This window comes from Rhodococcus sp. Leaf278 (genome assembly GCF_001426085.1).
In the GTDB taxonomy this organism is placed as follows: Bacteria; Actinomycetota; Actinomycetes; order Mycobacteriales; family Mycobacteriaceae; genus Rhodococcoides.
Genome location: NZ_LMRR01000034.1, coordinates 105,360 through 129,321, shown reverse-complemented (window position 1 = coordinate 129,321; position 23,962 = coordinate 105,360). Strand labels below are relative to the sequence as shown.

The following is a 23,962-nucleotide window of genomic DNA, read 5'->3' as shown; positions in this document are numbered from 1 at the left end:
GTGAGGTTCTTATTCGCCTTCGGTGTGCTCGAGAAGGTCCGCGTGGATCTCACGGAGAGCGATCGAGAGCGGCTTCTCCTGCAGACCCGGCTCGACCAGGGGTCCCACGTACTCGAGGATGCCGTCACCGAGCTGGTTGTAGTAGTCGTTGATCTGACGCGCCCGCTTGGCTGCGTAGATCACGAGTGCGTACTTGGACGAGGTGCGAGCGAGCAACTCGTCGATGGGTGGATTGGTGATGCCGAGCGGCGTGTCGTAGGCCGGCAGAGCGCTGCGTCCGTCGAAGTCGGAAACGGCCGCTGAAATGCTGCTCACTGATGATCTCCTGAAATTGCATCGTTGGTGCTACGAACTAGCTGGTCGGGGCTTCGTGCGCCGTGAAACTGGTCAACTGTTGCCGACCGACGACCTACCGACCAACAAGGATACCAACTGTTCGCACGAATGGTCGACATCGGTATTGACAACCACCGTGTCGAACTCGTCCTGAGCGGCCAGTTCCACCCGCGCGGTCTCCAATCGACGCTCGGTCGCAGCGCTCTCCTCGGTCGCACGACCGACCAACCGGGAGACCAGGTCTTCCCATGTGGGTGGAGCCATGAACACCAGCAGAGCCTCGGGCTTGGACACCCGCACGGCGCGGGCACCGGCCAGATCCAGCTCCAGCAGCACCGGGCTGCCCGCCTCGAGCGCGGCCTCCACGGGTGCGGCCGGAGTTCCGGACCGCTGCAGACCACCGTGAATACTTGCCCACTCGAGCAATTCGCCGTCGGCGATCATTCGATCGAACTCCTCGGCCGACACGAAGTGATAATCCTGACCGTCCACCTCGCCCGGCCGTGGTGATCGCGTCGTGACCGACACACTGAAGACCAGTTCGGGCAACGCCGCGCGTACGAGCCGAACGACACTGGACTTGCCGACGCCGGAGGGGCCGGAGAGCACCACCAATCGACCCCGTTCGTTCGATGGTGCCGATGAAGTCGCAGCGTCATCCACTGTGGTCAGGCCTCGAAATCGAACTTCGTCAGCAGCGCTTTACGCTGCCGATCGCCGAGACCACGAAGTCGGCGGGTGGGAGCGATCTCCAACTCCGTCATCAGCTCCGCGGCCTTGACCTTGCCCACCTTGGGCAACGCCTCGAGCAACGCAGACACCTTCATCTTGCCGAGGATCTCGTCCGTCTCGGCGTCCTTCAGCACCTGCTTGAGATCGGTGCCGCCACGCTTGAGACGCTCCTTGAGTTCGGCGCGAGCCTTACGGGCGATAGCTGCCTTCTCGAGGGCGGCAGCTCGCTGCTCGGGGGTCAACTGGGGAAGGGCCACTGTGGTTCCTCCGTCTTCTCGTTCTGGGCGATACGACGCACACGATCACTCTCGGCACGTCGACCATCGGTGTTCGACTGCCACGTAGTGCAGCCATCGGCGCTCGGCAACGGCAGTCCGCACTGTTCGTCGGCAGCGCTAGCGACCGTACCGACGACTCGCGTTCACCGCTAACTCGCCCCCGAGTGCCGGAGCGCAGCAGCGTCGACTATGCGAGACCGGCTTCGATCTCGTCGCGCAGCCGCGTCGCGGCGTCACGCAATGCCGTCACCGACGGACCGGCCGCCAGCACACCTCGAGAGGAGTTGGGAAGCAACAGCTCACGCGAATCACGGAAGATGTCCGCGAGATCGGAGACCGTTGCACCCTGTGCGCCCAGACCCGGCGCGAGGATGGGACCGGTGTAATTCGACAGGTCGAGGCCATGATCACGAGTGGCACCGACGACCAACCCCACGGTGTCTGCATCGGCGCGGTTACGCGTCGCCGCCGCATCGACAATCGACTGCGCCACCGACCCGCCGTTCGACGTTGCCGCCTGTTGCAGGCCCGAGCCCTCCGCATTCGAGGTGCGGGCCAACACGAACAACCCGCGCTGATGGCGCACTGCTCGCTCGACGGTCTCCCCCAGCGAATCGAAGCCCAGGTACGGCGACACCGTGACGGCATCCGACGACAAGGGAGACTCGGGCTCGAGCCACGCCTGCGCGTACGCATCCATAGTGGTGCCGATATCGCCGCGTTTGGCGTCCGCAATCACCAGGGTGCCTGCGTCACGAAGCACACTGACAGTGCGTTCGAGCACAGCGTATCCAGCAGATCCGTACGCCTCGAAGAACGCCACCTGGGGCTTGACGATCGCCACTTCGCCGACGAACGCCTCGACACACAACTCGGCGAACACCTCGAGACCGTCGGCCGAGCGTGGCAATTCCCACGCCTCGAGCAGGGCCGGATGTGGATCGATACCGACGCACAATCTACCGCGTGCCCCGACCGCCGAACGCAGCCGATCCGACCAACTCCGGTGATGACTCACGGCAGAACCAGGCCTTCCTTCAGCCCGGCGTGTAGGTCCTGGAGCGACCGAACGCCGATTCCGCCGGCGATACCGGCCTCGATTCCCTGCACTGCAGCCGATGCACCCTGCACCGTGGTGATGCACGGAATGTTCTGTGCCACCGCTGCGCTACGAATCTCGTACCCGTCGACGCGGGGGCCGGAGTTGCCGTACGGGGTATTGATCACCATCGCGATATCGCCGGCCAGAATGCGGTCGACGATGGTCTGCTCACCCTCCGGCACAGCCTCACCCGACTGCTTGTACACCTGCTCGCACTTGATTCCGTTGCGCCGCAACACATCTGCGGTACCTTCGGTTGCCAGGACGGTGAATCCCAGATCCGCGAGCCGCTTCACCGGGAAGATCAGCGACCGCTTGTCCTTGTTCGCCACCGATACGAACACCGCGCCGCTCGCGGGCAACGATCCGTATGCGGCGGTCTGGCTCTTGGCGAAGGCGGTACCGAAATCGAAGTCGATTCCCATCACCTCACCGGTGGACTTCATCTCCGGGCTGAGCAGAGTGTCGACTCCGGTGCCGTCGGCACGGCGGAACCTGTTGAACGGCAACACCGCTTCCTTGACGGCTATGGGTGCACCGGCCGGGACGGTGCCACCGTCTCCGGTCTCCGGCAGGATTCCCGCCGTCCGGAGTTCGGCGATGCTCTCCCCCAGCATCACTCGTGCACAGGCCTTGGCGAGCTGCACTGCAGTTGCCTTGGACACAAATGGCACTGTTCGGCTCGCACGAGGATTGGCTTCGAGGACGTACAGAATGTCGTCCTTGAGCGCGTACTGCACGTTCAGCAGGCCCTGAACACCGATTCCCTTCGCGAGGGCCTCCGTGGACCGACGCACGTTCTCCAGGTCGGTCTTGCCGAGTGTGATGGGCGGCAGCGCACACGCGGAGTCGCCGGAGTGGATACCGGCCTCCTCGATGTGCTCCATGATGCCGCCGATGTACACCTCGGTGCCGTCGCACAACGCGTCGACGTCGATCTCGACCGCGTCTTCGAGAAAACGGTCGACCAGCACCGGGCGGTCGTCCGAGATCTCCGTCGCGTTGGAGATGTACGTCGCGAGTGACGCCTCGTCGTACACGATTTCCATCCCGCGTCCGCCGAGTACGTACGACGGGCGGACCAGTACCGGGTAGCCGATGCCCGACGCGATCTCACGGGCCCCGTCGAACGTCGTCGCGGTGCCGTATTTCGCTGCAGGCAATCCGGCTGCGTCGAGTACCTTGCCGAATTCACCCCGGTCCTCGGCGAGGTCGATGGCCTCGGGCGAGGTTCCGACGATCGGGACGCCTGCGGCCTTCAGTCGCTTGGCGAGTCCGAGTGGAGTCTGGCCGCCCAGCTGCACGATGACACCGCGCACCGTTCCCGAGGCGGCCTCGGCCCGGTAGACCTCGAGCACGTCCTCGAAGGTCAGCGGCTCGAAGTACAGGCGGTCTGCGGTGTCGTAGTCGGTGGAGACGGTCTCGGGGTTGCAGTTGACCATGACCGTCTCGTAGCCGGCCTCGGACAGCGTCAGCGCCGCGTGCACACAGCTGTAGTCGAACTCGATGCCCTGACCGATGCGGTTGGGACCGGATCCGAGGATCAGGACCTTGGGCCGGTCCGGTTGCGGGGCAACCTCGGTCTCGGCTTCGGGGTCGAGCTCGTAGGTGCCGTAGTGGTACGGGGTCTTGGCCTCGAACTCCGCCGCGCAGGTATCCACGGTCTTGTAGACCGGGTGCACTCCGAGCCGGTCGCGCAGCGCACGCACACCGTCCTCGCCGTCGAGTTCGGGTCGCAACGCGGCGATCTGACGGTCGGACAGCCCGTGGTACTTGGCCTGGCGCAACAGCGCCTCGTCGAATTCGGCCGCCTCGCGGACCTGCACGCCGAGCTCGTGGATCTGTTGGAACTGATCCAGGAACCAGGGGTCGATCTTGGTCGCTTCGAAGAGCTGCTCGAGAGTGGCACCGAGCGCGAACGCCTTCTCGATCCCGTACATCCGGCCATCCTGAGGAACCGACAGGTCCTTCAGCAAGGCCTCCAGACTCTCGGCCTCCACCTCCGGCCCGGTCCAGTATCCCGCCCGCTTGGTTTCGAGTGAGCGCATCACCTTGCCGAATGCCTCGGTGAAGTTGCGGCCGATCGACATCGCCTCACCGACGGACTTCATCGTCGTGGTCAACGTGCCGTCCGCACCGGGGAACTTCTCGAACGCGAATCTCGGTGCCTTGACGACCACGTAGTCCAGCGTCGGCTCGAAGCACGCCGGGGTTTCCCTGGTGATGTCGTTGATGATTTCGTCGAGGGTGTATCCGATGGCCAGCTTGGCGGCCATCTTCGCGATCGGGTAACCGGTCGCCTTCGACGCCAGCGCCGACGAGCGCGACACACGAGGGTTCATCTCGATGACGACGAGCCGTCCGTCCGCCGGATCCATCGCGAACTGGATGTTGCAGCCGCCGGTGTCGACGCCCACCTCGCGCAGGATGTCGATCGAGAGATCGCGCATCTTCTGGTACTCGCGGTCGGTCAGCGTCATGGCCGGGGCAACGGTCACGGAGTCGCCGGTGTGCACGCCGACAGGGTCCACGTTCTCGATGGAACAGACGATGACCACGTTGTCGCGGCCGTCGCGCATGAGCTCGAGCTCGTATTCCTTCCAGCCGAGGATGGACTCCTCGATGAGGACGTTCGCCGTCGGTGACGCGGCCAGTCCGCCGCCTGCGATTCGGGTCAGGTCCTGGTCGTTGTAGGCCAGTCCGGATCCCAGACCGCCCATGGTGAACGACGGCCGCACGACGACAGGGAACCCCAGTTCGGCGACGGTCTCGCGCACTTCGTCCATCGTGTAACAGACGGCCGACTTGGCGGACTCGCCACCGACCTTGGCGACGATGTCCTTGAACTTCTGCCGATCCTCACCGCGCTGGATCGCGTCGAAATCGGCACCGATCAGCTCGACACCGTATTTCGTGAGAATGCCCTGATCATGCAGTGCAACAGCAGCATTGAGCGCCGTCTGGCCACCGAGGGTGGCGAGCACGGCCTGGATGGGGTGCCCCTGCTCGGCCTCGCGGGCGAAGATCTTCTCGATGAACTCCGCCGTGATGGGCTCGACGTAGGTGGCGTCGGCGAACTCGGGGTCGGTCATGATCGTCGCCGGGTTGGAGTTGACGAGGCTGACGCGGAGCCCTTCCTCGCGAAGCACTCGGCAGGCCTGGGTGCCGGAGTAGTCGAACTCGCAGGCCTGACCGATGACGATCGGGCCGGATCCGATGACCAGGACGTGGTTCAGGTCTGTGCGGCGTGGCATTACTTCTTCTCCTGAAGGACGCTGGTGAAACGGTCGAAGAGGTAGGCGGCGTCGTGCGGACCGGCCGCGGCCTCGGGGTGGTACTGCACGGAGAAGGCGCTACCGCCGATCAGCTCGACGCCTTCGACGGTGCCGTCGTTGGCGCAGGTGTGGCTGATCCGAGCACGACCGAAGTCGGTGTCGAACTCCTCGCCTGCTTCGCCTTCGAGTGCGAATCCGTGGTTCTGTGCGGTGATCGCGATGCGGCCGGTGGTGTGCTCGATCACCGGGATGTTCATGCCGCGGTGGCCGAACTTCATCTTGTAGGTGCCACGGCCGAGAGCCCGTCCGAAGATCTGGTTGCCGAAGCAGATCCCGAAGAGCGGCAGCTCCCGTTCGAGAACCTGCCTGGTCAGCGCGACGCTGGTGTCGGCTGTGGCCGGGTCGCCCGGTCCGTTGGACAGGAAGACACCATCCGGGTTCAGGTCCAGAACCTGATCGAAGGTAGTGCTCGACGGCACCACGTGCACTCGGATACCGCGCTCGGCGAACATCCGGGGAGTGTTGGTCTTGATACCGAGATCGACTGCGACGACCGTGAATCGAGCCTCACCGGTCGGCTCGATTGTGTACCCGGCTCCAGTGGTGACTTCACCGGCGAGATCGGCACCGAGCATGGACGGCTGACCGTTCACCTGCTCCAGCATCTCCTCCGCAGTGCCGAGCGCGTCGCCCGAGAAAACTCCCGCCCGCATCGAGCCGCGGGTGCGCAGGTGCCGGACCAGAGCGCGCGTGTCGATTCCAGCGATGCCCACGACGTTCTGGGCCTCGAGCTGATCCTGCAGAGTTCCGGTCGAACGCCAACTCGACGTGCGGCGTGCCGGATCTCGGACGACGTAGCCGGCCACCCAGATCTTGTTGGGATCCTGTGCGCTGGCGGCTTCACCGTCCTCTTGGTTCCAGCCGGTGTTGCCGATCTGCGGCGCGGTCGCGACGACGATCTGTCGGTGGTAGCTCGGGTCGGTGAGTGTCTCCTGGTATCCGGTCATTCCGGTGCAGAACACAGCCTCGCCGAGGGTGCGCCCTTGTGCGCCGAATGTGGTGCCGCGGAATGTCCGGCCGTCCTCCAGAACAAGAACTGCGCTGCTCACGCGGTTTCCTCCTTGGTTTCTCCGGTGAAACTCTCTGTCCACACCGGGTAGATCTGCTTGTCGTCGGCTCGAAAGCCGGTGTCAATCTCGGTCCCCGTCGGCAACTCCCAGCGGATCACGAGGAGACCGTCCTTGGTCATGACCTTCCCCGCAAGTCCGCGTTCGGTTCGGATCGCGCGGATCGAGTGGGTCGGAATCCAGATGGGAGATTCGCCGTCCCGATCGAGAAGGATCCCCTTCTCGTGTCGCGACAGCTCCCCGGTCGCGCGGTGGCCGATGTCGCCGACGGCGATACGGTCCTGCCAGCTCGGCGCGATGGTACTGCCGACGTACAGGCCGGTGGCCGGCTCGATGTGCGTGGCACCCAGATCCTGGGGCACTGAGGGGAATTCGCCGATTCGCTCTTCCTGACGCTTCTGCCGTCCTCGCCAACCCCAGAAGATCAGCGCGATCATCAACGCCCAGAACAAGATGAATCCGATGACGATGAGAACTCTGTCCACGGCTCTACTCCCCTGCCCTGTTCGTCACGACTCCGCCGTGGACGGTGATTCGTCCGCGTAACACCGTCGTGGTCACCTTCGAGGAGAAGGTCATGTCCTCGAACGGCGTGTTGTGCGCGACGCTGGCCAATTTCTTGCCCGATACCGTCCAGCTCGCGTCCGGATCGACCACGGTGAGGTTGGCGATCTCGCCCACCTCGATCGGCCGGCCCTGGTCGGACAGCCCGACGATCTGCGCGGGACGCTCGCTCATCACTCTGGCGACGCCACGCCAGTCGAGTAGGCCGGGCGTCACCATCGTGTCGACCACGATGGACAGAGCGGTCTCGAGTCCGAGCATGCCGGGACGGGCAATCGAGAATTCACAGCATTTGTCCTGCTCGGCGTGAGGCGCGTGATCGGTTGCCACACAATCGATCACACCGTCAGCGAGGCCTCGACGGAGGGCGTCGACATCGGACTTCTCGCGCAGCGGCGGGTTCACCTTGTTGATCGCGTCGTACGTCTCGAGGCGCGAATCGTCCAGCAGAAGATGATGCGGGGTCACCTCGGCGGTGATCTTGATCCCCTGTCCGCGTGCCCACTTCATCAACTCGACGGTGCCGGCGGTGGACGCATGGCAGATGTGCACCCGCGCACCGGCGTCTCGGGCCAGCAGGGCGTCCCGTGCGACGATCGATTCCTCGGCCGCACGCGGCCAACCGGCCAGTCCGAGCCGTGCAGCAGTAGGCCCCTCGTGCGCGACGGCACCGACTGTGAGCCGTGGCTCCTCGGCGTGCTGAGCGATGAGCACACCGAGCGAACTCGAGTACTCCAACGCCCGACGCATGATCAGTGGATCGTCGACGCAGTGGCCGTCGTCCGAGAACATCTTCACTCGGCCGATTCCCGCTGCCATCGTGGCCATCTCGGCGAGTTGCTTGCCCTTGAGGCCGACGGTGATCGCACCGACCGGGTGGACGTCGACGAGGCCGACTTCCTGTCCCCGACGCCAGACGTGGTCGGTCACGACCACCGAGTCGGCAACCGGATCGGTGTTGGCCATGGCGAACACCGCGGTATAACCGCCGAGAGCCGCAGCTGCCGAACCGGATTCGATCGTCTCGGTGTCTTCACGGCCCGGCTCGCGCAGATGCGTGTGCATGTCGACGAATCCGGGCAGCAGAATGTGCCCGCGGGCGTCGATCACCTGCGCGTCCTCGGCATCGAGGTCGGCACCGATCGCGGCGATTTCCTCGCCGGTGATCAGCACGTCGGTTTCGGAGCCCTCGCCGTACAGCAGCACGCCCCGCAGCAGCACCGAGGAGGTGGATGCGGTCATGAGGCACCCCCGTCCGAACCGACCAGCAATCGGAACAGCACCGCCATCCGCACGTGAACTCCATTCGTAACCTGTTGCAAGACTGCAGTTTTGGGAGAGTCCGCGACCGAGGATGCAATCTCCATACCGCGCAGCATCGGACCGGGGTGCAGCACGACGGCATGATCGGGCAGCAGCTCCAGTCGGCGCTGCGAGAGCCCGTACGTGATGGAGTACTCCCGAGCCGAGGGGAAGAACCCGCCGTTCATTCGTTCTGCCTGCACGCGCAGCATCAGCACAGCATCCAACCCGGGCAGTTCGGCGTCGATGTCATGTGACACCCGCACCGGCCAGCCGGACACACCAACGGGAAGCAGAGTCGGTGGCGCGATCAGCACCACCTCGGCACCGAGCTTGGCCAGCAGGATCGCGTTCGACCGCGCCACCCGGCTGTGCAGAATGTCGCCGACGATCGCGACTCGTCGGCCGGCGATGGTGCCCAGACGTTGACGAACCGTCAGCGCGTCGAGGAGGGCTTGGGTGGGATGTTCGTGGGTTCCGTCGCCCGCGTTGATCACCGCGGGGCCAGCGCCTTGATCAGCGGTCCACTGAGCTATTTGGTGTGCGGCACCCGATGCCGGGTGTCGAACGATGAGGGCGTCGGCTCCAGCAGCCCGCAACGTCATCGCGGTATCGCGGAGCGACTCCCCCTTCGACACCGATGAACTGCTGGCACTGACGTTGATGACGTCGGCACTCATCCACTTGCCGGCCACCTCGAACGAGACGCGAGTGCGCGTGGAGTTCTCGAAGAAGACCGTCATGATGGTGCGTCCGCGCAGCGTCGGCAGCTTCTTGACTTCGCGTCCGAGCAGCGCTTGCTCGAAGCGTTCGGCTTCGTCGAGGAGTTCGGTGGCCGAGTCGACGGTGAGATCGGCGACCGAGAGAAGGTGCTTCATCGCGCCGATCCCCCCTCGGACAGGCTGACACCGTCGCGGCCGTCGTGTTCGGAGAGCAGCACCGACACGTCCTCGGTGCGCGCAGTGGGCACGTTCTTGCCCACGTAATCCGCCCGAAGCGGGAGCTCGCGGTGCCCGCGGTCGATGAGAACCGCCAGCTGCACGGCGCGCGGTCGACCGAGATCGCGTAGTGCGTCGAGCGCGGAGCGAACTGTTCTGCCCGAGAACAGGACGTCGTCGACCAGCACGACCAACGCGTCGTCGACACCGCCGGCCGGGACCGACGTCCTCTCCAGGGGACGGTGCGGCTTGTTGCGAAGATCGTCGCGGTACAGGGTGATGTCGAGAGAACCCAGCGGGGGTCGAACGCCGGAGAATGCCTCGATGCGTTCGGCGAGGCGCTCGGCCAGAGTGGTGCCGCGAGTGGGAATGCCCAGGAGGACGACGCGAGGTGAGTCTGCGGCGTCGAGGGCCGTCTTCTCGATGATCTGATGGGCCATGCGGGAGATGGTTCGTCCCACATCGGCCGAGGACAGCAATTCGCGAACAGCAGAGTTCGCAGACGAGCTTTCGGGCGCAGACAAACTACGACCTCCTTCTCCGCCTCTCTGGACGGATCGTTAAAGGATGTCTGACATGAAACTGCGTAGAGCCTAGCAACGCTCTGCGAACCACACCTACCAGGCTCGCAGAGCGTTCGGTCACTGTTCGGCGTCGACCGGCGTCTCGGCGGTGGCTTCGGCCTGTGTACGGCTCGAGACCGCCGCTGCCGCCGCGCGTACCTGAGGCGCGACCAGAACGATCTGACCGAGCACACCGTTGACGAAGCCGGGCGACTCGTCGGTGGACAACTGCTTGGCCAGCTCGACGGCCTCGTCGACGGCGACGACGGGAGGCACGTCGGTGGCATGGAACAGCTCCCAGACGGCGATCCGAAGGATGGCCCGGTCGACTGCAGGAAGACGCGTGAGCGTCCAATCCTTGAGGTGATCGGCAATCACTCCGTCGAGGCGATCCAAGTTCTCCGCCACACCCTCGACCAACGTCGAGGTGTACTCGCTGACCGGCGCGATGGTGTCGTCGCCGCGCGCGAGTTCGATGCGCTCGGCGGCCAGGTTCACCGGGTCCACGTTGCGCGCCTCTGCCTCGAACAGGAAGTCCACCGCACGCTTACGGGCCTTGTGACGCGCGCCCAGCTTCTTGGCACCGGGGGCACCGCTCTGCGCGCCGGAGGATGCCGACTTCTTCGATGACACGTTAGGAGTTCACACGCCCGAGGTAGTTGCCGTCACGCGAGTCGACCTTGAGCTTGTCGCCGGTGTTGATGAACAGCGGCACCGAGATCTCGGCTCCGGTCTCCATCGTGGCAGGCTTGGTGCCACCGGTGGAGCGGTCGCCCTGCAGGCCGGGATCGGTGTGCTTGACCACGAGCTCGACGGTGACGGGAAGCTCGACGTACAGCGGGACGCCCTCGTGCATGGCGACCTGGACGCGCAGGTTCTCGAGCAGGAATCGCGCACCGTCACCGACCGTGGCCTCACCGATCGAGAGCTGGTCGTAGGTGTCGGCGTCCATGAACACGTAGTCGCTGCCGTCGTGGTACAGGTAGGTCATGTCGCGACGGTCGACCGTTGCGGTCTCGACCTTCACACCGGCGTTGAACGTCTTGTCGACGACCTTGCCCGAGAGCACGTTCTTGAGCTTGGTCCGCACGAAGGCAGGCCCCTTGCCGGGCTTGACGTGCTGGAATTCGATGATCGACCACAGTTGGTTCTCCAGGTTGAGAACCAGTCCGTTCTTGAAATCGCTGGTGGAAGCCACTTGCTTCGCGTCTCCTCAATCGTTTGTGCGCGTGACGCGCCGTCGGTCTGGTGCGGGATTTGCTCCCGCCCGCGCGCTAGACGGACGTGAGTTCCTTGCTTGTCAGGGTGAGCAGTTCCGGACCCCCGTCGCGAACGACGAGTGTGTCCTCGATCCGAACGCCGCCGCGACCGGAGAAGTAGACACCCGGCTCGACGGTGACCGCTGCACCGCTCAGCAGTGTACCGGTGCTCGTCTTCGCGATTCCGGGCGCTTCGTGAATTTCCAAGCCGACGCCGTGACCGAGGCCGTGCAAGAAGTGCTCGCCGTACCCGGCGTCGTCGATGACCGAGCGTGACGCCGCGTCGACCGAAGCTGTGTTCACCCCGGGTGCCAGCGCCTCTCGCCCGGCCGTCTGCGACCGTTGCACCAACTCGTACAGGTCGCGCTGCCACTGCGCCGGACTCCCGATCACGAAGGTCCGGGTCATGTCCGAGTGGTACCCGCCCACGAGCGCACCGAAGTCCAGCTTCACGAAGTCACCCACGGCCAACACCGCATCCGTCGGGCGGTGATGCGGCACTGCGGAATTGACCCCGGCAGCCACGATCGTCTCGAACGAGATCGCATCGGCACCGTGGTCGAGCATCGCGGATTCCAGTTCGCGGGCCACCTCACGCTCGGTTCTCCCGGCGCGGATGCTGCCTCCGCTCAGCAATTGGGCAAGCGCATCGTCGGCGGCGCGGCACGCATCGCGGAGCAATCCCACCTCGAACTCGTCCTTGACCATGCGCAGCGACTCGACCACACCCGGTGCCCGCACCAATTCGACGCGCCCGTCCAACTCTGCCCAGGCCCGATGAGCATCGACCGTCACCACGTGACTCTCGAACCCGATACGGCCACCACGACCCGACACCCCTGATCGGAGGAGGTGTATCGCCGACGCGCGATCGATCTCCGCACGGAGATCCGGCACCTGCTCCGCGACCTGGGTGACATACCGACCGTCGGTGCAGATCACGGTCTCGTTCTCACCGTGGCTCGAATCCGCCGCCGAGACCAGCAGCGCCGCATTCGAACCGGTGAAGCCGGTCAGATAACGCACGTTCAGCAAGTCGGTGATCAACATCGAATCGAGGCCGTCGGCGGCCAACAGTTCACGCAGGGCGCCGCGACGGGCACCGAAATCAGCAGGCATGCGTTCGACATTACTGCTCGCCCCTGGCACCTCTGCCCGGACGCGTCGGACTCGAACTTTGTGGGCCCTGCCACACGAACGGCGACGTGCGGATATGCTGTGCCGCATGACTGGGTGGGCAGTGCGTGGCATAAGTATGGGATTGATCAACGCCGTCGTTCGATTGCTGCTGGGGGCGGCAGTATCGATGTGGCCGCTGAGCGGCTCGGCGTTGCGATGGGTGGCATACGCCCTCGTGGTCCTCGTGATCGTCGTCTGGGCGGGAATCGACGGAGTCCGTGATCGTCGTAATCATCCTGATCCCGACGACGGCCAGGACCTCACGATGGTGTGGCTCAAGGCCGCGGCGGTCGCAGGACTGCTCGCTGGACTTCTCAGTTGGATCATCGACTTCTTCGTCGACTTCAGCCTCGGTCAGAACGGTCTGATCTTCGAGCTCACCTCGGGCGCAGCATTCACCATTCTCACCATCTTCATCGTGGCCAGCATTGCGGTGTTCGTCGGTCGGTTGATCGTCAACCGCGAAGCGAAGAAGAAGCTGGCGACGTCCGACGCCGACCGTGCCCACGACCGCGAGCTGGTCAAGGCAGGCAGCGCGGAACGCGCCGAGTCGAGTCGCGACACTCGATCGCAAGCAGAGCCCACGCGCTCCGAACCCCAGTGGGCCGCCGAGCACGGCGAAGCCGACACGGAGGTGTTCTCGGCAGTGGACGCCGACGGGAAGCCCCGAATGGACAAGCGCGGCAACCGACACGGCAGCGCCGACGGTTCCTGACTCCGGCCACAGACACACGGGCGGTGAGCGACGCATGACGCGTCACTCACCGCCCGTTCTCATCTCCTCCGGAACAGGAGCCGATCCTCACAGCATGATCGCGGACCCACCGGTCGCCGGGGCCTCGCGACCGACCGCGGAGAATGCGGCAACGAGCAGAGCTGGATCGGGACCCTCCAGCCGTCCCGGCTTGGCCAGACCGTCCAGGACGACGAACCGCAACAGTCCGGCCCGATTCTTCTTGTCCGTCTGCATGCCCTTCAGCAGGTCCCCGAACGCGTGCTCGTCGTAGGTGACCGGCAATCCGACCGATTCGAGAATCGAGCGATGCCTGTCGGCCGTGGTGTCGTCCAGACGACCGGCCAGCCGTCCGAGCTCGGCCGCGAACACCAGACCGACCGACACCGCGGCACCGTGGCGCCAGCGGTACTGCTCGCGTCGCTCGATGGCGTGGGCAAGCGTGTGACCGTAGTTCAGAATCTCGCGCAGGTTCGACTCGCGCAGATCCGCCGCCACCACCTTTGCCTTGACCTCTACCGACCGCTTGATCAACTCCGGTAGAACGTCACCGGTGGGATCGAGCGCCGCCGCCGGATCGGCCTCGATGATGTCCAGAATTTTCGGATCGGCGATGAAGCCGGTCTTGATCACTTCGGCCATGCCCGAGACGATCTCGTTCTTAGGCACGGTCTCGAGTGTGGCGAGGTCGATCAGCACGGCAGCCGGTTCGTGGAAGGACCCGACGAGGTTCTTTCCGGCGTCCGTGTTGATGCCCGTCTTGCCGCCGACGGCGGCGTCGACCATGGCGAGCAGCGTCGTCGGTACATGCACGATGCGGACCCCGCGCATCCACGTTGCTGCCACGAATCCGGCCAGGTCGGTCGCGGCTCCGCCGCCGAGACTGACGATGGCATCGCTGCGGGTGAGACCGATACGGCCCAACACCTCCCAGCAGAATCCCGCAACGGCGAGGTCCTTACCGTCCTCGGCATCCGGAATCTCGATGCGGTGTGCGTCGATTCCCTTCTCGGCCAATGCCGCTCGCACAGCCTCGGCCGTTTCGGCCAGCGGTGGCTGATGGAAAATCGCCACGGTGGCGGTTCCGGCAAGCTCGTCGACGAGGTCCGTCAACAGACCTCGACCGATGATCACCGGGTACGGGTTGGCGGTCTCGACCTGGACGCGCACTGGCTCTGTCATCGAATCACCTTCATCTACTGGGGGTTTCGTCGTTCACGTCGCGCGCGGGCACCGGTGCGATCGCCGTCAGTTTCGAGACCAGCTGGCCCACCACTCGGGCGGGGCTGCGACTGTCGGTTCGCACACGCACCGTGGCCACCGAGCGGTAGAGGGGACGCCGATATCGCATCAGTTCCTGGTACTTCGCGCGGGGATCGGGACCGGCGAGCAGTGGCCTCACGGTGTTCGCTCCCGTCCGCCGAAGACCTTCTGCCACACTGATTTCCAGGTAGACAACTGTGTGTTTCGACAGCAGAGCGCGCGTGGAAGCGGACAGCACCGCGCCACCTCCGAGAGAGACGATGCCGTCGTGCGTGGCAAGCGCTCCCGCCACTATCCGCTCCTCGATCTGCCGAAAGGCCGGCTCACCGTCGTGGGAAAAGATATCGGCGATCGTGCGACCGGTCTCTCGTTCGATGGCCACGTCGGTGTCGAACAACTCCAGATGCAAGGCCTGCGCCAGGCGTCTGCCTATGGTCGACTTGCCTGCACCCGGCGGTCCTACGAGGACCGCGTACGGGCTCATCGTGGAGGTCGGGCGGCGGTGCCCTTCACATAGTGGTCGACGTTGCTCGTCGTCTCCGCCAGCGAATCCCCACCGAACTTCTCCAACGCTGCCTGAGCGATCACCAGGGCAACCATGGTCTCGGCGACGACACCGGCAGCCGGAACGGCGCAGACGTCCGAGCGCTGATGAATGGCGACCGCCTCGTCTCCAGTGGTCATGTCGACGGTCGACAACGCGCGCGGCACAGTGGAGATCGGCTTCATCGCGGCCCGCACTCGCAATGGTTCCCCGTTGGTCATCCCGCCCTCGATGCCGCCTGCGCGGTTGGTCGAGCGGAGCACCCCGTCGGGGCCGGGCTTGATCTCGTCGTGAGCGACGCTGCCGCGGCGGCGGGCGGTCTCGAAACCATCACCGACCTCGACACCCTTGATGGCCTGGATTCCCATCAGCGCGGCAGCCAACCTGGCGTCGAGCTTGCGTTCCCCGGAGACGAACGACCCGAGACCGACGGGGAGTCCGTGCACGACCACCTCGACGATGCCGCCGAGGGTGTCGCCGTCCTTCTTCGCAGCCTCGATCTCGGCGATCATCGACTCCTCTGCGGCCTTGTCGAATGCGCGCACCGGGGAGGCATCGATTGCGTCGAGGTCATCACCGACAGGCGGCGGACCGACGTACGGATCGGATGCTCCGATGGAGATCACGTGGGACACGACGTCGACGCCGAACGCCTGCTTCAGGAAGAGTCGCGCAACCGTGCCGATGGCAACCCTGGCCGCGGTCTCGCGTGCGCTCGCGCGTTCGAGAACCGGGCGCGCATCGTCGAAGCCGTACTTGAGCATTCCGGAGAAATCGGCGTGCCCGGGGCGTGGGCGGGTCAACGGCGAGTTGCGCGCAAGATCCGCAAGCACTGCGTCGTCGACCGGATCGGCCGACATCACCTGTTCCCACTTGGGCCATTCGGTGTTGCCGACCTCGATAGCGACAGGTCCACCCATGGTGCGGCCGTGCCGTACACCGCCGGTGAGCGTGACTTTGTCGGCCTCGAACTTCATTCGGGCCCCGCGGCCGTAACCGAGACGACGACGGGCCAGTTGGGAGGCAATATCGTCCGAGGTCACCTCGACTCCCGCGACCATTCCTTCGAGAATGGCGACGAGAGCGGGTCCGTGGGATTCTCCGGCAGTTATCCAGCGCAGCACTCGAACATCTTTTCACGGCAGGCAAGCTGCGGATGCCAGCAGGGTCGCCGCGCACATGGACGGGCCGTGCGCAATACGTGCCCGCCTGTGCCCCGAGGCCGCGACCATCGATCCCACCACGGCAGTTGCCAGTGGTGCCGACAGCGCCGCGATCACCCACCCTTCCCCACCGCCGAGAGCTGCGATCGAGCCCACCGACCAGGCCAGCTTCACGTCCCCGGCACCGAACGCAGACGGCGCGAGAACGTGTACGACGAGGTAGATCGCGAACAGCAGGGCCCCGCCGAGCAATGCTCTCGCCGAACCCGCCGACACGAGCACCGTCGTGACCACGATCGCACCCGGGATCGTCAGGGCGTTCGGCAACCGGCGACGTCTGAGGTCGACAGCACTGAGCGCCGCACACCACCAGGTCAGCATGCACATCGGACCCACGAACGGGGAGCCGCCGAACCGCCACCAGACCCATCCGGTGCCCACCGCGGACAACAGCGGCAGGAACCGTGGATCCCATCGGACCAGACCGAACCGCATCGCTACCCCGGCAAGGGCACCGACCACCGATGCTGCACACAGACCGAACATGGCCCGAAGGGTCGCATCCCAACCGTGGCCGGCCACTGGAGAAACACGTGGTCGCACATTGCCCTGTGGACAACCCAACGCCTGTGGACAAACCTTTGCCTGTGGACTACGGGCGAGGCGTGCTCACTCGGTAATGGTCAACGCGGCGCGCATTGTTTCCCGCGGCGCAGGCCGGCCTGTGAATTGCTCGACTTGCCCGTACGCCTGCTCGAGCAGCATCGCCAGGCCACTGATAACGGTTCCGCCGGCCAGCTCCACTGCAGTTGCCAGCGGCGTCGGCCAGGGATCGTAGATGGCGTCGAGCACCACGGGAGCGTGGGCCAGTGCAGCAGCTATGTCTGCGGCCGCGGCCGCGGGCACGGTGCTGACCAAGACAGCGCTCGCACCCGCGATCTCGGCGAGGCGGGGGTCGGTCGTGTGTACGAACTCCGCATGCAGACCCGCGGCCGCGGCACAGTGCAGAGTGTCCGCTGCCCGGTCGGCCGAACGCGCGACGACGGTGACGGCGGCAGCCCCCAGTGCGGCCGATGCGACGATCGCCGGCCGCGACGTTCCCCCCGCTCCGACCACCATGACGGCTCTGCCCGTCAGGTCGACGACCCCGGCCCCGCGCAGGGCGCCGACGACCCCGTCCACGTCGGTGCAGTCGGCCCGCCAGCCTGACGCCGTGCGCACCAGGGTGTTCGCCGAGCCGGCCAGCACGGCCCTGTCGGTGCGTTCGGAGGCGTAGTTCAGAGCAGCGACCTTGCCCGGCATCGTGACGGAAACGCCGACCCATTCGGGACCGAAACCGTCGAGCATGCCCGGCAACTGCTCACCGGTGCACTCGATCCGGTCGTAGTTCCAGTCGTCGAGACCGAGAGCGCGGTACGCAGCGCGGTGCAGCAGCGGCGACTTCGAGTGTGCGACGGGGCTTCCGAGTACCGCGGCCCGCACGTCAGCGACCGCTGTCGAGAAAGCCCGGCTCGACCTTCCCGATGTTCGCGAGATGTTCCTCGTAGCTGCGAGTGAACAGCGTTTCACCCGCTTGATTGATGGTCACGAAGTACAGCCAGTCACCGTCGGCCGGTGCCTCGACGGCCTGCACCGCACCGATGCTCGGCGAGGAGATCGGGGTTGCCGGTAAACCTTCGCTGGCATAGGTGTTCCACGGGGTCACGCGCGCCCGGTCGGCGTCGGTGGTGGCCACCTCGGTCGTGTCGAGTGAGTAGTTGACCGTCGAATCGAACTCGAGTTTCTGCGGCACCGCAAGCCGGTTGAGAATCACCCGGGCCACCTTGCTGAAATCCTGCGGCAGCGACTCCCGCTCGACGAGAGATGCAGCCACCAGAGTGTCGTAGGGCGTGAGCCCGGAGTTCGTGCCCGCGGTGAGAATCCCGGTGTCCTCGTAGCGGGTGGCACTCTCGGAAACCAGCTGGTTCAGGATGTCGGCGGGTGCAGCACTGGGATCGAAATCCCAGGTCCCCGCGGCGATCAGGCCCTCGAGCTGCCGATCGCGGTCCGGAACTCCCTCGACGCGATCGGTGGCCCAGTCGGGAACGCCGAGTGCCGCTGGGTCGTCCACGGCTCCGGCCGCGTTGAGGTCGTCGTAACTCACGCAGGTCGGGCTACCGCTGCCGGTTCGGTCCACACAGCTGGCTTCGGAGATCAGCGTGTAGATGCCCTTCTTGACCGCACCGGTGTTCACGTCACGCGCGTCGTGCAGCTGACGTCCCTCCGAGATGACCATGTTTCCCACCCTGGAGGCGGGGTCCACCAGTTCGCTCACTGCTCGTGAGGCAGGCACATTACTGGTGAGCAGATAGAAGCCCGGCTGGACCGAGGTGATGGCATTGTTCGCGATCGCGGCTTCGAGGAATGCCCCCGAGCTGGCGACGACACCCTTGTCTGCTGCTTCGGTACCGATTTGTTGGGCGGTGTCGTTGGGGTGTACCTGAATGACCACGCCGTCACCGGGCGACCCGGCCGCAAAGTCCGCGTTCGGGGTGGTGCGATTGCTGAATTTGCTCACTGCGAAATACCCTCCGCCTGCCACTGCGACGATCAGCGCCAACCCCAGTACCAGCGCCACGATCCGGCCCCGACGCTTTCGCGTGGAGGCAGCACGGTCCTTGCGGCTCGCAGCTCGGCTCCGGCCCACCTCGCGCGGTTCCGCGTCGCGTTCGGCGTCAGGGAGCGAACGATCAGCGCCGGGTGCAGGTGTCGGGTGTGGTTCGTGCCGTTGCGGCGGGTGCGGACGGCCGTGCATACGGCGATCGAAGTCGCTGCCCTCGTCCACGCGATACCCGATCGGATCGGTGTGCGCCTCGTCGGAGCGCGCATGTCGCCGGTCCCGATCGAAGGACCCATGGTTGTTCACTCGTCGACCTCCGTCGATCCTGAATTCGTCCCTGCGTCATTCGAGACCGCGTCATCCGAGACCGCGTGATCGGCAGCTGCGCGAGTCGACACGGCACGACGTTCGTCGAGCCAGCCCTGCAATATCGCCACCGCCGCAGCCTGATCGATCACCGATCGCTGATTCTTGGCCCGTACACCGCTGTCCCGTAGTGCACGCGACGCACTTACGGTAGTCAGTCGCTCGTCGGCCATTCGAATCGGCACGTCGTCCAACCGTCGGTGGAGGGACCGACCGAATTTCTCGGCCGCATCGACCGCACTACCGCGCTCGCCGCGCAGCGTCCGGGGCAGACCGATCACGATCTCGACAGCCTCGTATTCGGCCACGATCTCCGCAACGCGCACCACGTCGGGGGCATCGGGACCCTTGACCTTCGAACGCGGCACCGTCTCGACCGGCGTCGCGAGCACACCGTCGGGGTCGCTGGACGCGATTCCGATGCGAACGCTGCCGACGTCGATACCGATTCGTCGTCCCCGGCCCGGATCGTCCACGCCGGGCCGATCGGGGCCACGCCCCTGGTTGGCCATTGTCGTCAGCGGGTCGTGAGTTCGGACAGTCGAGCCCGGGCGGCGTCGATACCGGCAGCGATTCCGGCAACGTCCGATCCCGACCCCTGCGCCAATTCCGGCTTGCCGCCACCCCGCCCACCGATGCTCGGACCGAAGGCCGCTACCAGGTCACCGGCGGCGACGCCCGCGTCCTGGGCAGCCTTGTTGGTCGACACCACGAACGGGACCCTGTCGCCGACCGTGCCGAGCAGCACCACGACGGCCGGATCCGCACCCAGTCGTCCTCGAATATCGGTCACCAGGGTGCGCAGATCGTTACCGCCGACGCCCTCGGGGGCCTGGGCGACCACCGCGCGAACATCGCCGAACCGCTCGGCCTTTCCGACGAACTCGCCCGCCGAGGCCAGTACCGCCGCGGCCTTGACCGCGTCGAGCTCCTTCTCGGCGACGCGAAGGCGCTCGACCAGGTTCTCGATGCGCGCGGGCACTTCCTCGGAAGGCACCTTGAGCGACGACGCGACGCCGGCCAGCAGAGCACGTTCCTTGGCGAGATAGCGGTACGAATCGAGGCCGACGAAGGCTTCGACGCGGCGCACGCCGGATCCGACCGACGACTCGCCCAGGATGGTGACCGGGCCGATCTGCGACGAGTGCTGTACGTGGGTACCACCGCACAATTCCATCGAGAACGGCCCACCGATCTCGACCACTCGCACTTCGTCTCCGTAGTTCTCGCCGAACAGCGCCATCGCACCCATCTTCTTGGCGCTGTCGAGATCGGTGACCATGGTGTTGACCTCGAAGTCGGAGCCCACCGCGTCGTTGGCCACGTTCTCGATGTCGTCACGCTGGGCATCCGAGAGCGCGCCCTGCCAGGAGAAGTCGAACCGGAGGTAGCCGGGTTTGTTCAACGAACCGGCCTGAGTTGCGTTGGGCCCGAGCACCTGTCGCAGTGCCGCGTGCACCATGTGGGTACCCGAGTGGCCCTGGGTAGCGCCCTTGCGCCAGGCGTGGTCGACGTCGACGTGGACGGTGTCGCCCTCGGTGATCTGACCCGACTCGACCACCGACTTGTGCGTCCAGACCTTCTTGGCGATCTTCTGCACATCGTTGACCTTGACGCCGAGGCCGGGAGCGGTGATGGTGCCGATGTCGGCGATCTGTCCACCGGACTCGGCGTAGAGCGGGCTGCGGTCGAGGATGATCTCGATGCTGTCTCCGGCAACCGCGGTCGGAACGCGGACACCGTTGGAGATCAAGGCCAATACCGTTGCGTCGGAACCGAGTTCATCGAAGCCGGTGAACTCGGTCGGCGAACCGTCGACGAAATCCCGATAGACCGTGAGGTCGGCGTGTGCATGCTTGCGCGCGCGGGCGTCGTCCTTGGCTCGGTTTCGCTGCTCGGCCATCAACGAACGGAAACCGTCCTCGTCGACCGACAGACCCGCCTCGGCGGCCATTTCGAGCGTCAGATCGATCGGGAAGCCGTACGTGTCGTGCAGCGCGAACGCCTCGGCGCCGCCGATCTTCTTCGCGCCCGACGCCTTGACCGTCTCTGCCGCGCTCTCGAACAACCGTGAACCCGAGGTGAGGGTCTTGAGGAATGCCGTCTCCTCCCCCACCGCCACGGTCAGAATGCGATCGAAGTCGGTGACCAGGTTCGGGTAGGACTCCGCCATCGTGTCTCGCACGACGGTGACGAACTGCGCCATCGTCTCGTCGGGAGCACCGAGCAGACGCGCCGAGCGCACGATGCGGCGTAGCAACCGACGCAGCACGTAGCCGCGACCGTCGTTGCCTGGGTTGACGCCATCGGAGATGAGCAGTGCAGCGGTGCGTGCGTGATCGGCGATGACGCGGAAGCGCACGTCGTCGTCGTGATTCGCACCGTATGCGCGCCCCGAGAGTTCCTCGGCCTTGGCGATCACCGGTCGAACGAGATCGGTCTCGTACACGTTGTCCACGCCCTGCAGCAGGAACGCGACGCGCTCGACGCCCATGCCGGTGTCGATGTTCTGCTTCGGCAGCGGACCGAGAATCTCGAAGTCGTCCTTGCTGATTCCCTTGCCGCGCTCGTTCTGCATGAACACGAGGTTCCAGATCTCGATGTACCGATCCTCGTCGGCCTCCGGACCGCCGTCGACGCCGAACTCGGGTCCGCGGTCGTAATAGATCTCCGAGCACGGGCCGCAGGGTCCGGGAATGCCCATCGACCAGTAGTTGTCGGCCATTCCGCGCCGTTGGATGCGCTCGTCGGGCAGACCGGCGATCTCCTTCCAGAGCTCGATCGCCTCGTCGTCGTCGAGATACGCGGTGGCCCAGATGCGCTCGGGGTCGAACCCGTACCCACCGTCCTCGACGCTGTTCGTCAGCAGAGTCCACGCGTAGCGAATCGCGTCGCGCTTGAAGTAATCGCCGAACGAGAAGTTGCCGGCCATCTGGAAGAAGGTGTTGTGCCGAGTGGTGATGCCGACGTTCTCGATGTCGAGGGTGCGCACGCACTTCTGGACACTCGTCGCAGTCTTGTACGGCGGCGTCTGCTGACCGAGGAAGAACGGCACGAAGGGAACCATGCCCGCGTTGACGAACAGCAGGTTCGGGTCGTCGAGGATCAACGACGCACTGGGTACTTCGGTGTGTCCCGCCTTCACGAAATGGTCGAGGAAACGCCTGCGGATCTCATGGGTCTGCACTGCTACAGGTTAGCGTCCGAGACCCTGTGCCGAATCGAGGGCCTATCGGCCTCGGATGATGCGGCGCAGTTTCCCCACCCGGGTCGCAATTTCCCGCTCGGCACCGTGTTCGGTGGGCTCGTAATAGTTCACGCCCACCAATTCATCCGGTGGATACTGCTGCCCCAGCACGCCGCCCGGACTGCTGTGCGGGTACTTGTATCCGACGGCATTCCCCAACCCCTGAGCTCCCTTGTAGTGCCCGTCGCGCAGATGCGGCGGTACCGAGCCCGACTTTCCGGCCGCAACATCGGCCATGGCCGCACCGAGAGCCGCGATCACCGCGCCCGACTTCGGCGCGGTGGCCAGGTGGATGGTGGCCTGCGCAAGCGCCAACCTCGCCTCGGGCATGCCGATCATCTGTACGGCGTTCGCCGCAGCCGTCGCCGTCTGCAGTGCCGTCGGATCGGCCATTCCGATGTCCTCGCTGGCGTGCACCACCAAACGTCGGGCGATGAACCGCGCGTCCTCTCCCGCGGTGATCATGCGCGCCAGATAATGCAAAGCGGCGTCGACGTCGGACCCTCTGATCGACTTGATGAACGCACTGATGACGTCGTAGTGCTGGTCTCCGTCGCGGTCGTAGCGGACGGCGGCCTTGTCGACACTGGCCTCGACCGTCGCGAGGTCCAGCGTTCCGTCGGTCGCGGCACCCGCTGCCGCCTCGAGGGCCGTCAACGCTCGGCGGGCGTCACCGGCCGCGAGACGCACCAGGTGATCCATCGCGTCCTCGGCGATCGTCACCGCACCGTCCAGACCGCGCGGGTCGTTGGCGGCGCGCGTCAACAGCAACTCGATGTCGTCGGATCCCAACGGTTGGAGTTGCAACACCAGCGACCGCGACAGCAGAGGCGACACCACCGAGAACGACGGATTCTCGGTGGTCGCCGCCACCAGCAACACGATTCGGTTCTCGACGGCTGCGAGCAGTGCGTCCTGCTGCGTCTTGGAGAAGCGGTGCACCTCGTCGATGAACAGCACGGTCTGTTCGCCGGACAGCAACCGGCGTCGCGCGAGTTCGATGACGTTACGCACTTCCTTCACACCTGCCGACAGGGCCGACAACGCCTCGAACTTTCGTCCAGTGGCTCCGGAAATCAACGACGCGAGCGTCGTCTTTCCGGTTCCCGGCGGACCGTAGAGCATCACCGACGACGCACCGGATCCCTCGACCAACCGACGCAACGGTGCACCGGGAGCCAGTAGATGAGACTGTCCGACCACCTCGTCGAGGGTTGTCGGACGCATCCTCACCGCCAGCGGCGCGTCGGGCCGGACGTAGGTCGAGGTCGGCCGGGACTCGGCGATCGTCGCCTCCGGGGGTGCCGGGGTATCGAAGAGACCATCGCCGGGGTCGTCGCTGCTCGAAACATCACTGCCCGACATGTCACTTCCGAAGCCGCCACTCACCGG

Annotated in this window: 23 protein-coding genes; 1 reads left to right on the top strand and 22 read right to left on the bottom strand. The window is 65.5% G+C overall.

Features of this window, described 5'->3' with window-relative positions; genetic code table 11:
* Positions 1 to 9 precede the first annotated feature (9 nt).
* The 13 genes from rpoZ to ASG84_RS19575 all read right to left on the bottom strand — a co-directional run bounded on the left by rpoZ (position 10) and on the right by ASG84_RS19575 (position 12,595).
* Positions 10 to 315 carry a DNA-directed RNA polymerase subunit omega gene (gene rpoZ / locus ASG84_RS19635; protein WP_032377808.1) on the bottom strand — a complete coding sequence of 102 codons (306 nt, stop codon included), beginning with the start codon at positions 313 to 315 and terminating at the stop codon, positions 10 to 12.
* Between the two features lie 72 nt (positions 316 to 387).
* Positions 388 to 999, bottom strand: a complete 612-nt coding sequence (gene gmk, locus ASG84_RS19630; protein ID WP_057478670.1) for a guanylate kinase — start codon at positions 997 to 999, stop codon at positions 388 to 390.
* 5 nt (positions 1,000 to 1,004) lie between these two features.
* Complete coding sequence (mihF, locus tag ASG84_RS19625; protein ID WP_027496987.1) at positions 1,005 to 1,325, bottom strand: integration host factor, actinobacterial type; 321 nt, start codon at positions 1,323 to 1,325, stop codon at positions 1,005 to 1,007.
* A gap of 208 nt (positions 1,326 to 1,533) precedes the next feature.
* Entirely contained in the window at positions 1,534 to 2,364 is an 831-nt protein-coding gene (pyrF, locus tag ASG84_RS19620) for an orotidine-5'-phosphate decarboxylase (protein WP_200936632.1), read from the bottom strand.
* Entirely contained in the window at positions 2,361 to 5,702 is a 3,342-nt protein-coding gene (gene carB, locus ASG84_RS19615; protein WP_057478669.1) for a carbamoyl-phosphate synthase large subunit, read from the bottom strand. The genes pyrF and carB overlap by 4 nt, the downstream gene beginning before the upstream one ends.
* Complete coding sequence (carA, locus tag ASG84_RS19610) at positions 5,702 to 6,832, bottom strand: glutamine-hydrolyzing carbamoyl-phosphate synthase small subunit (RefSeq protein ID WP_057478668.1); 1,131 nt, start codon at positions 6,830 to 6,832, stop codon at positions 5,702 to 5,704. The genes carB and carA overlap by 1 nt, the downstream gene beginning before the upstream one ends.
* Positions 6,829 to 7,335, bottom strand: a complete 507-nt coding sequence (locus tag ASG84_RS19605; protein ID WP_057478667.1) for a PH-like domain-containing protein — start codon at positions 7,333 to 7,335, stop codon at positions 6,829 to 6,831. Before ASG84_RS19605 ends, carA begins: the two co-directional genes overlap by 4 nt.
* 4 nt (positions 7,336 to 7,339) lie before the next feature.
* Positions 7,340 to 8,656 (bottom strand): dihydroorotase, encoded by a 1,317-nt coding sequence (locus ASG84_RS19600; protein ID WP_057478666.1) that lies wholly within the window; start codon positions 8,654 to 8,656, stop codon positions 7,340 to 7,342.
* Positions 8,653 to 9,594 (bottom strand): aspartate carbamoyltransferase catalytic subunit, encoded by a 942-nt coding sequence (locus tag ASG84_RS19595; RefSeq protein WP_057478665.1) that lies wholly within the window; start codon positions 9,592 to 9,594, stop codon positions 8,653 to 8,655. Before ASG84_RS19595 ends, ASG84_RS19600 begins: the two co-directional genes overlap by 4 nt.
* On the bottom strand, positions 9,591 to 10,178 hold the full coding sequence (gene pyrR, locus ASG84_RS19590) for a bifunctional pyr operon transcriptional regulator/uracil phosphoribosyltransferase PyrR (protein ID WP_057478664.1): 588 nt from the start codon (positions 10,176 to 10,178) through the stop codon (positions 9,591 to 9,593). Before pyrR ends, ASG84_RS19595 begins: the two co-directional genes overlap by 4 nt.
* Positions 10,179 to 10,295: 117 nt before the next feature.
* Positions 10,296 to 10,850, bottom strand: a complete 555-nt coding sequence (nusB, locus tag ASG84_RS19585) for a transcription antitermination factor NusB (RefSeq protein WP_057478663.1) — start codon at positions 10,848 to 10,850, stop codon at positions 10,296 to 10,298.
* 1 nt (position 10,851) lies between these two features.
* Positions 10,852 to 11,415, bottom strand: coding sequence for an elongation factor P (gene efp, locus ASG84_RS19580; RefSeq protein ID WP_057478662.1), 564 nt, complete (start codon positions 11,413 to 11,415; stop codon positions 10,852 to 10,854).
* Between the two features lie 76 nt (positions 11,416 to 11,491).
* Positions 11,492 to 12,595 carry a M24 family metallopeptidase gene (locus ASG84_RS19575; RefSeq protein WP_057478661.1) on the bottom strand — a complete coding sequence of 368 codons (1,104 nt, stop codon included), beginning with the start codon at positions 12,593 to 12,595 and terminating at the stop codon, positions 11,492 to 11,494.
* 106 nt (positions 12,596 to 12,701) lie between these two features.
* Here ASG84_RS19575 and ASG84_RS19570 point away from each other — a divergent pair, with 106 nt between their 5' ends.
* Positions 12,702 to 13,370 carry a B-4DMT family transporter gene (locus ASG84_RS19570; protein WP_057478791.1) on the top strand — a complete coding sequence of 223 codons (669 nt, stop codon included), beginning with the start codon at positions 12,702 to 12,704 and terminating at the stop codon, positions 13,368 to 13,370.
* A gap of 87 nt (positions 13,371 to 13,457) precedes the next feature.
* On the opposite strand, the gene aroB is transcribed toward ASG84_RS19570, so the two are convergent.
* From aroB to ASG84_RS19525, 9 genes are all read right to left on the bottom strand, one after another.
* Positions 13,458 to 14,570, bottom strand: coding sequence for a 3-dehydroquinate synthase (aroB, locus tag ASG84_RS19565; RefSeq protein ID WP_057478660.1), 1,113 nt, complete (start codon positions 14,568 to 14,570; stop codon positions 13,458 to 13,460).
* A 10-nt stretch (positions 14,571 to 14,580) separates the two neighbouring features.
* The gene (locus ASG84_RS19560; RefSeq protein WP_057478659.1) at positions 14,581 to 15,135 is read right to left on the bottom strand and encodes a shikimate kinase; all 555 of its coding nucleotides are present in this window, start codon (positions 15,133 to 15,135) and stop codon (positions 14,581 to 14,583) included.
* Positions 15,132 to 16,319 carry a chorismate synthase gene (gene aroC / locus ASG84_RS19555; protein WP_057478658.1) on the bottom strand — a complete coding sequence of 396 codons (1,188 nt, stop codon included), beginning with the start codon at positions 16,317 to 16,319 and terminating at the stop codon, positions 15,132 to 15,134. Before aroC ends, ASG84_RS19560 begins: the two co-directional genes overlap by 4 nt.
* A gap of 12 nt (positions 16,320 to 16,331) precedes the next feature.
* Positions 16,332 to 16,904, bottom strand: coding sequence for a prepilin peptidase (locus ASG84_RS19550; RefSeq protein ID WP_082521100.1), 573 nt, complete (start codon positions 16,902 to 16,904; stop codon positions 16,332 to 16,334).
* A 123-nt stretch (positions 16,905 to 17,027) separates the two neighbouring features.
* Positions 17,028 to 17,840: a shikimate dehydrogenase gene (locus tag ASG84_RS19545; protein ID WP_057478657.1), complete on the bottom strand. Its 813-nt coding sequence runs from the start codon at positions 17,838 to 17,840 to the stop codon at positions 17,028 to 17,030.
* A 1-nt stretch (position 17,841) separates the two neighbouring features.
* Entirely contained in the window at positions 17,842 to 19,263 is a 1,422-nt protein-coding gene (locus ASG84_RS19540; protein ID WP_057478656.1) for an endolytic transglycosylase MltG, read from the bottom strand.
* Positions 19,260 to 19,835 (bottom strand): Holliday junction resolvase RuvX, encoded by a 576-nt coding sequence (ruvX, locus tag ASG84_RS19535; RefSeq protein ID WP_057478655.1) that lies wholly within the window; start codon positions 19,833 to 19,835, stop codon positions 19,260 to 19,262. Before ruvX ends, ASG84_RS19540 begins: the two co-directional genes overlap by 4 nt.
* Positions 19,836 to 19,840: 5 nt before the next feature.
* Positions 19,841 to 22,510: an alanine--tRNA ligase gene (gene alaS, locus ASG84_RS19530; protein WP_057478654.1), complete on the bottom strand. Its 2,670-nt coding sequence runs from the start codon at positions 22,508 to 22,510 to the stop codon at positions 19,841 to 19,843.
* Between the two features lie 42 nt (positions 22,511 to 22,552).
* Positions 22,553 to 23,935, bottom strand: a complete 1,383-nt coding sequence (locus ASG84_RS19525) for a replication-associated recombination protein A (RefSeq protein ID WP_057478653.1) — start codon at positions 23,933 to 23,935, stop codon at positions 22,553 to 22,555.
* Positions 23,936 to 23,962: the final 27 nt, after the last annotated feature.

Coding starts and splice junctions, on each gene's coding strand:
- aroB (WP_057478660.1), bottom strand. CDS start 14,570: ATGACAGAGCCAGTGCGCGTCCAGGTCGAGACCGCCAACCCGTACCCG.
- ASG84_RS19600 (WP_057478666.1), bottom strand. CDS start 8,656: ATGACCGCATCCACCTCCTCGGTGCTGCTGCGGGGCGTGCTGCTGTAC.
- ASG84_RS19525 (WP_057478653.1), bottom strand. CDS start 23,935: ATGTCGGGCAGTGATGTTTCGAGCAGCGACGACCCCGGCGATGGTCTC.
- ruvX (WP_057478655.1), bottom strand. CDS start 19,835: ATGGCCAACCAGGGGCGTGGCCCCGATCGGCCCGGCGTGGACGATCCG.
- ASG84_RS19550 (WP_082521100.1), bottom strand. CDS start 16,904: ATGTTCGGTCTGTGTGCAGCATCGGTGGTCGGTGCCCTTGCCGGGGTA.
- ASG84_RS19570 (WP_057478791.1), top strand. CDS start 12,702: ATGACTGGGTGGGCAGTGCGTGGCATAAGTATGGGATTGATCAACGCC.
- carB (WP_057478669.1), bottom strand. CDS start 5,702: ATGCCACGCCGCACAGACCTGAACCACGTCCTGGTCATCGGATCCGGC.
- ASG84_RS19595 (WP_057478665.1), bottom strand. CDS start 9,594: ATGAAGCACCTTCTCTCGGTCGCCGATCTCACCGTCGACTCGGCCACC.
- ASG84_RS19560 (WP_057478659.1), bottom strand. CDS start 15,135: ATGAGCCCGTACGCGGTCCTCGTAGGACCGCCGGGTGCAGGCAAGTCG.
- ASG84_RS19575 (WP_057478661.1), bottom strand. CDS start 12,595: ATGCCTGCTGATTTCGGTGCCCGTCGCGGCGCCCTGCGTGAACTGTTG.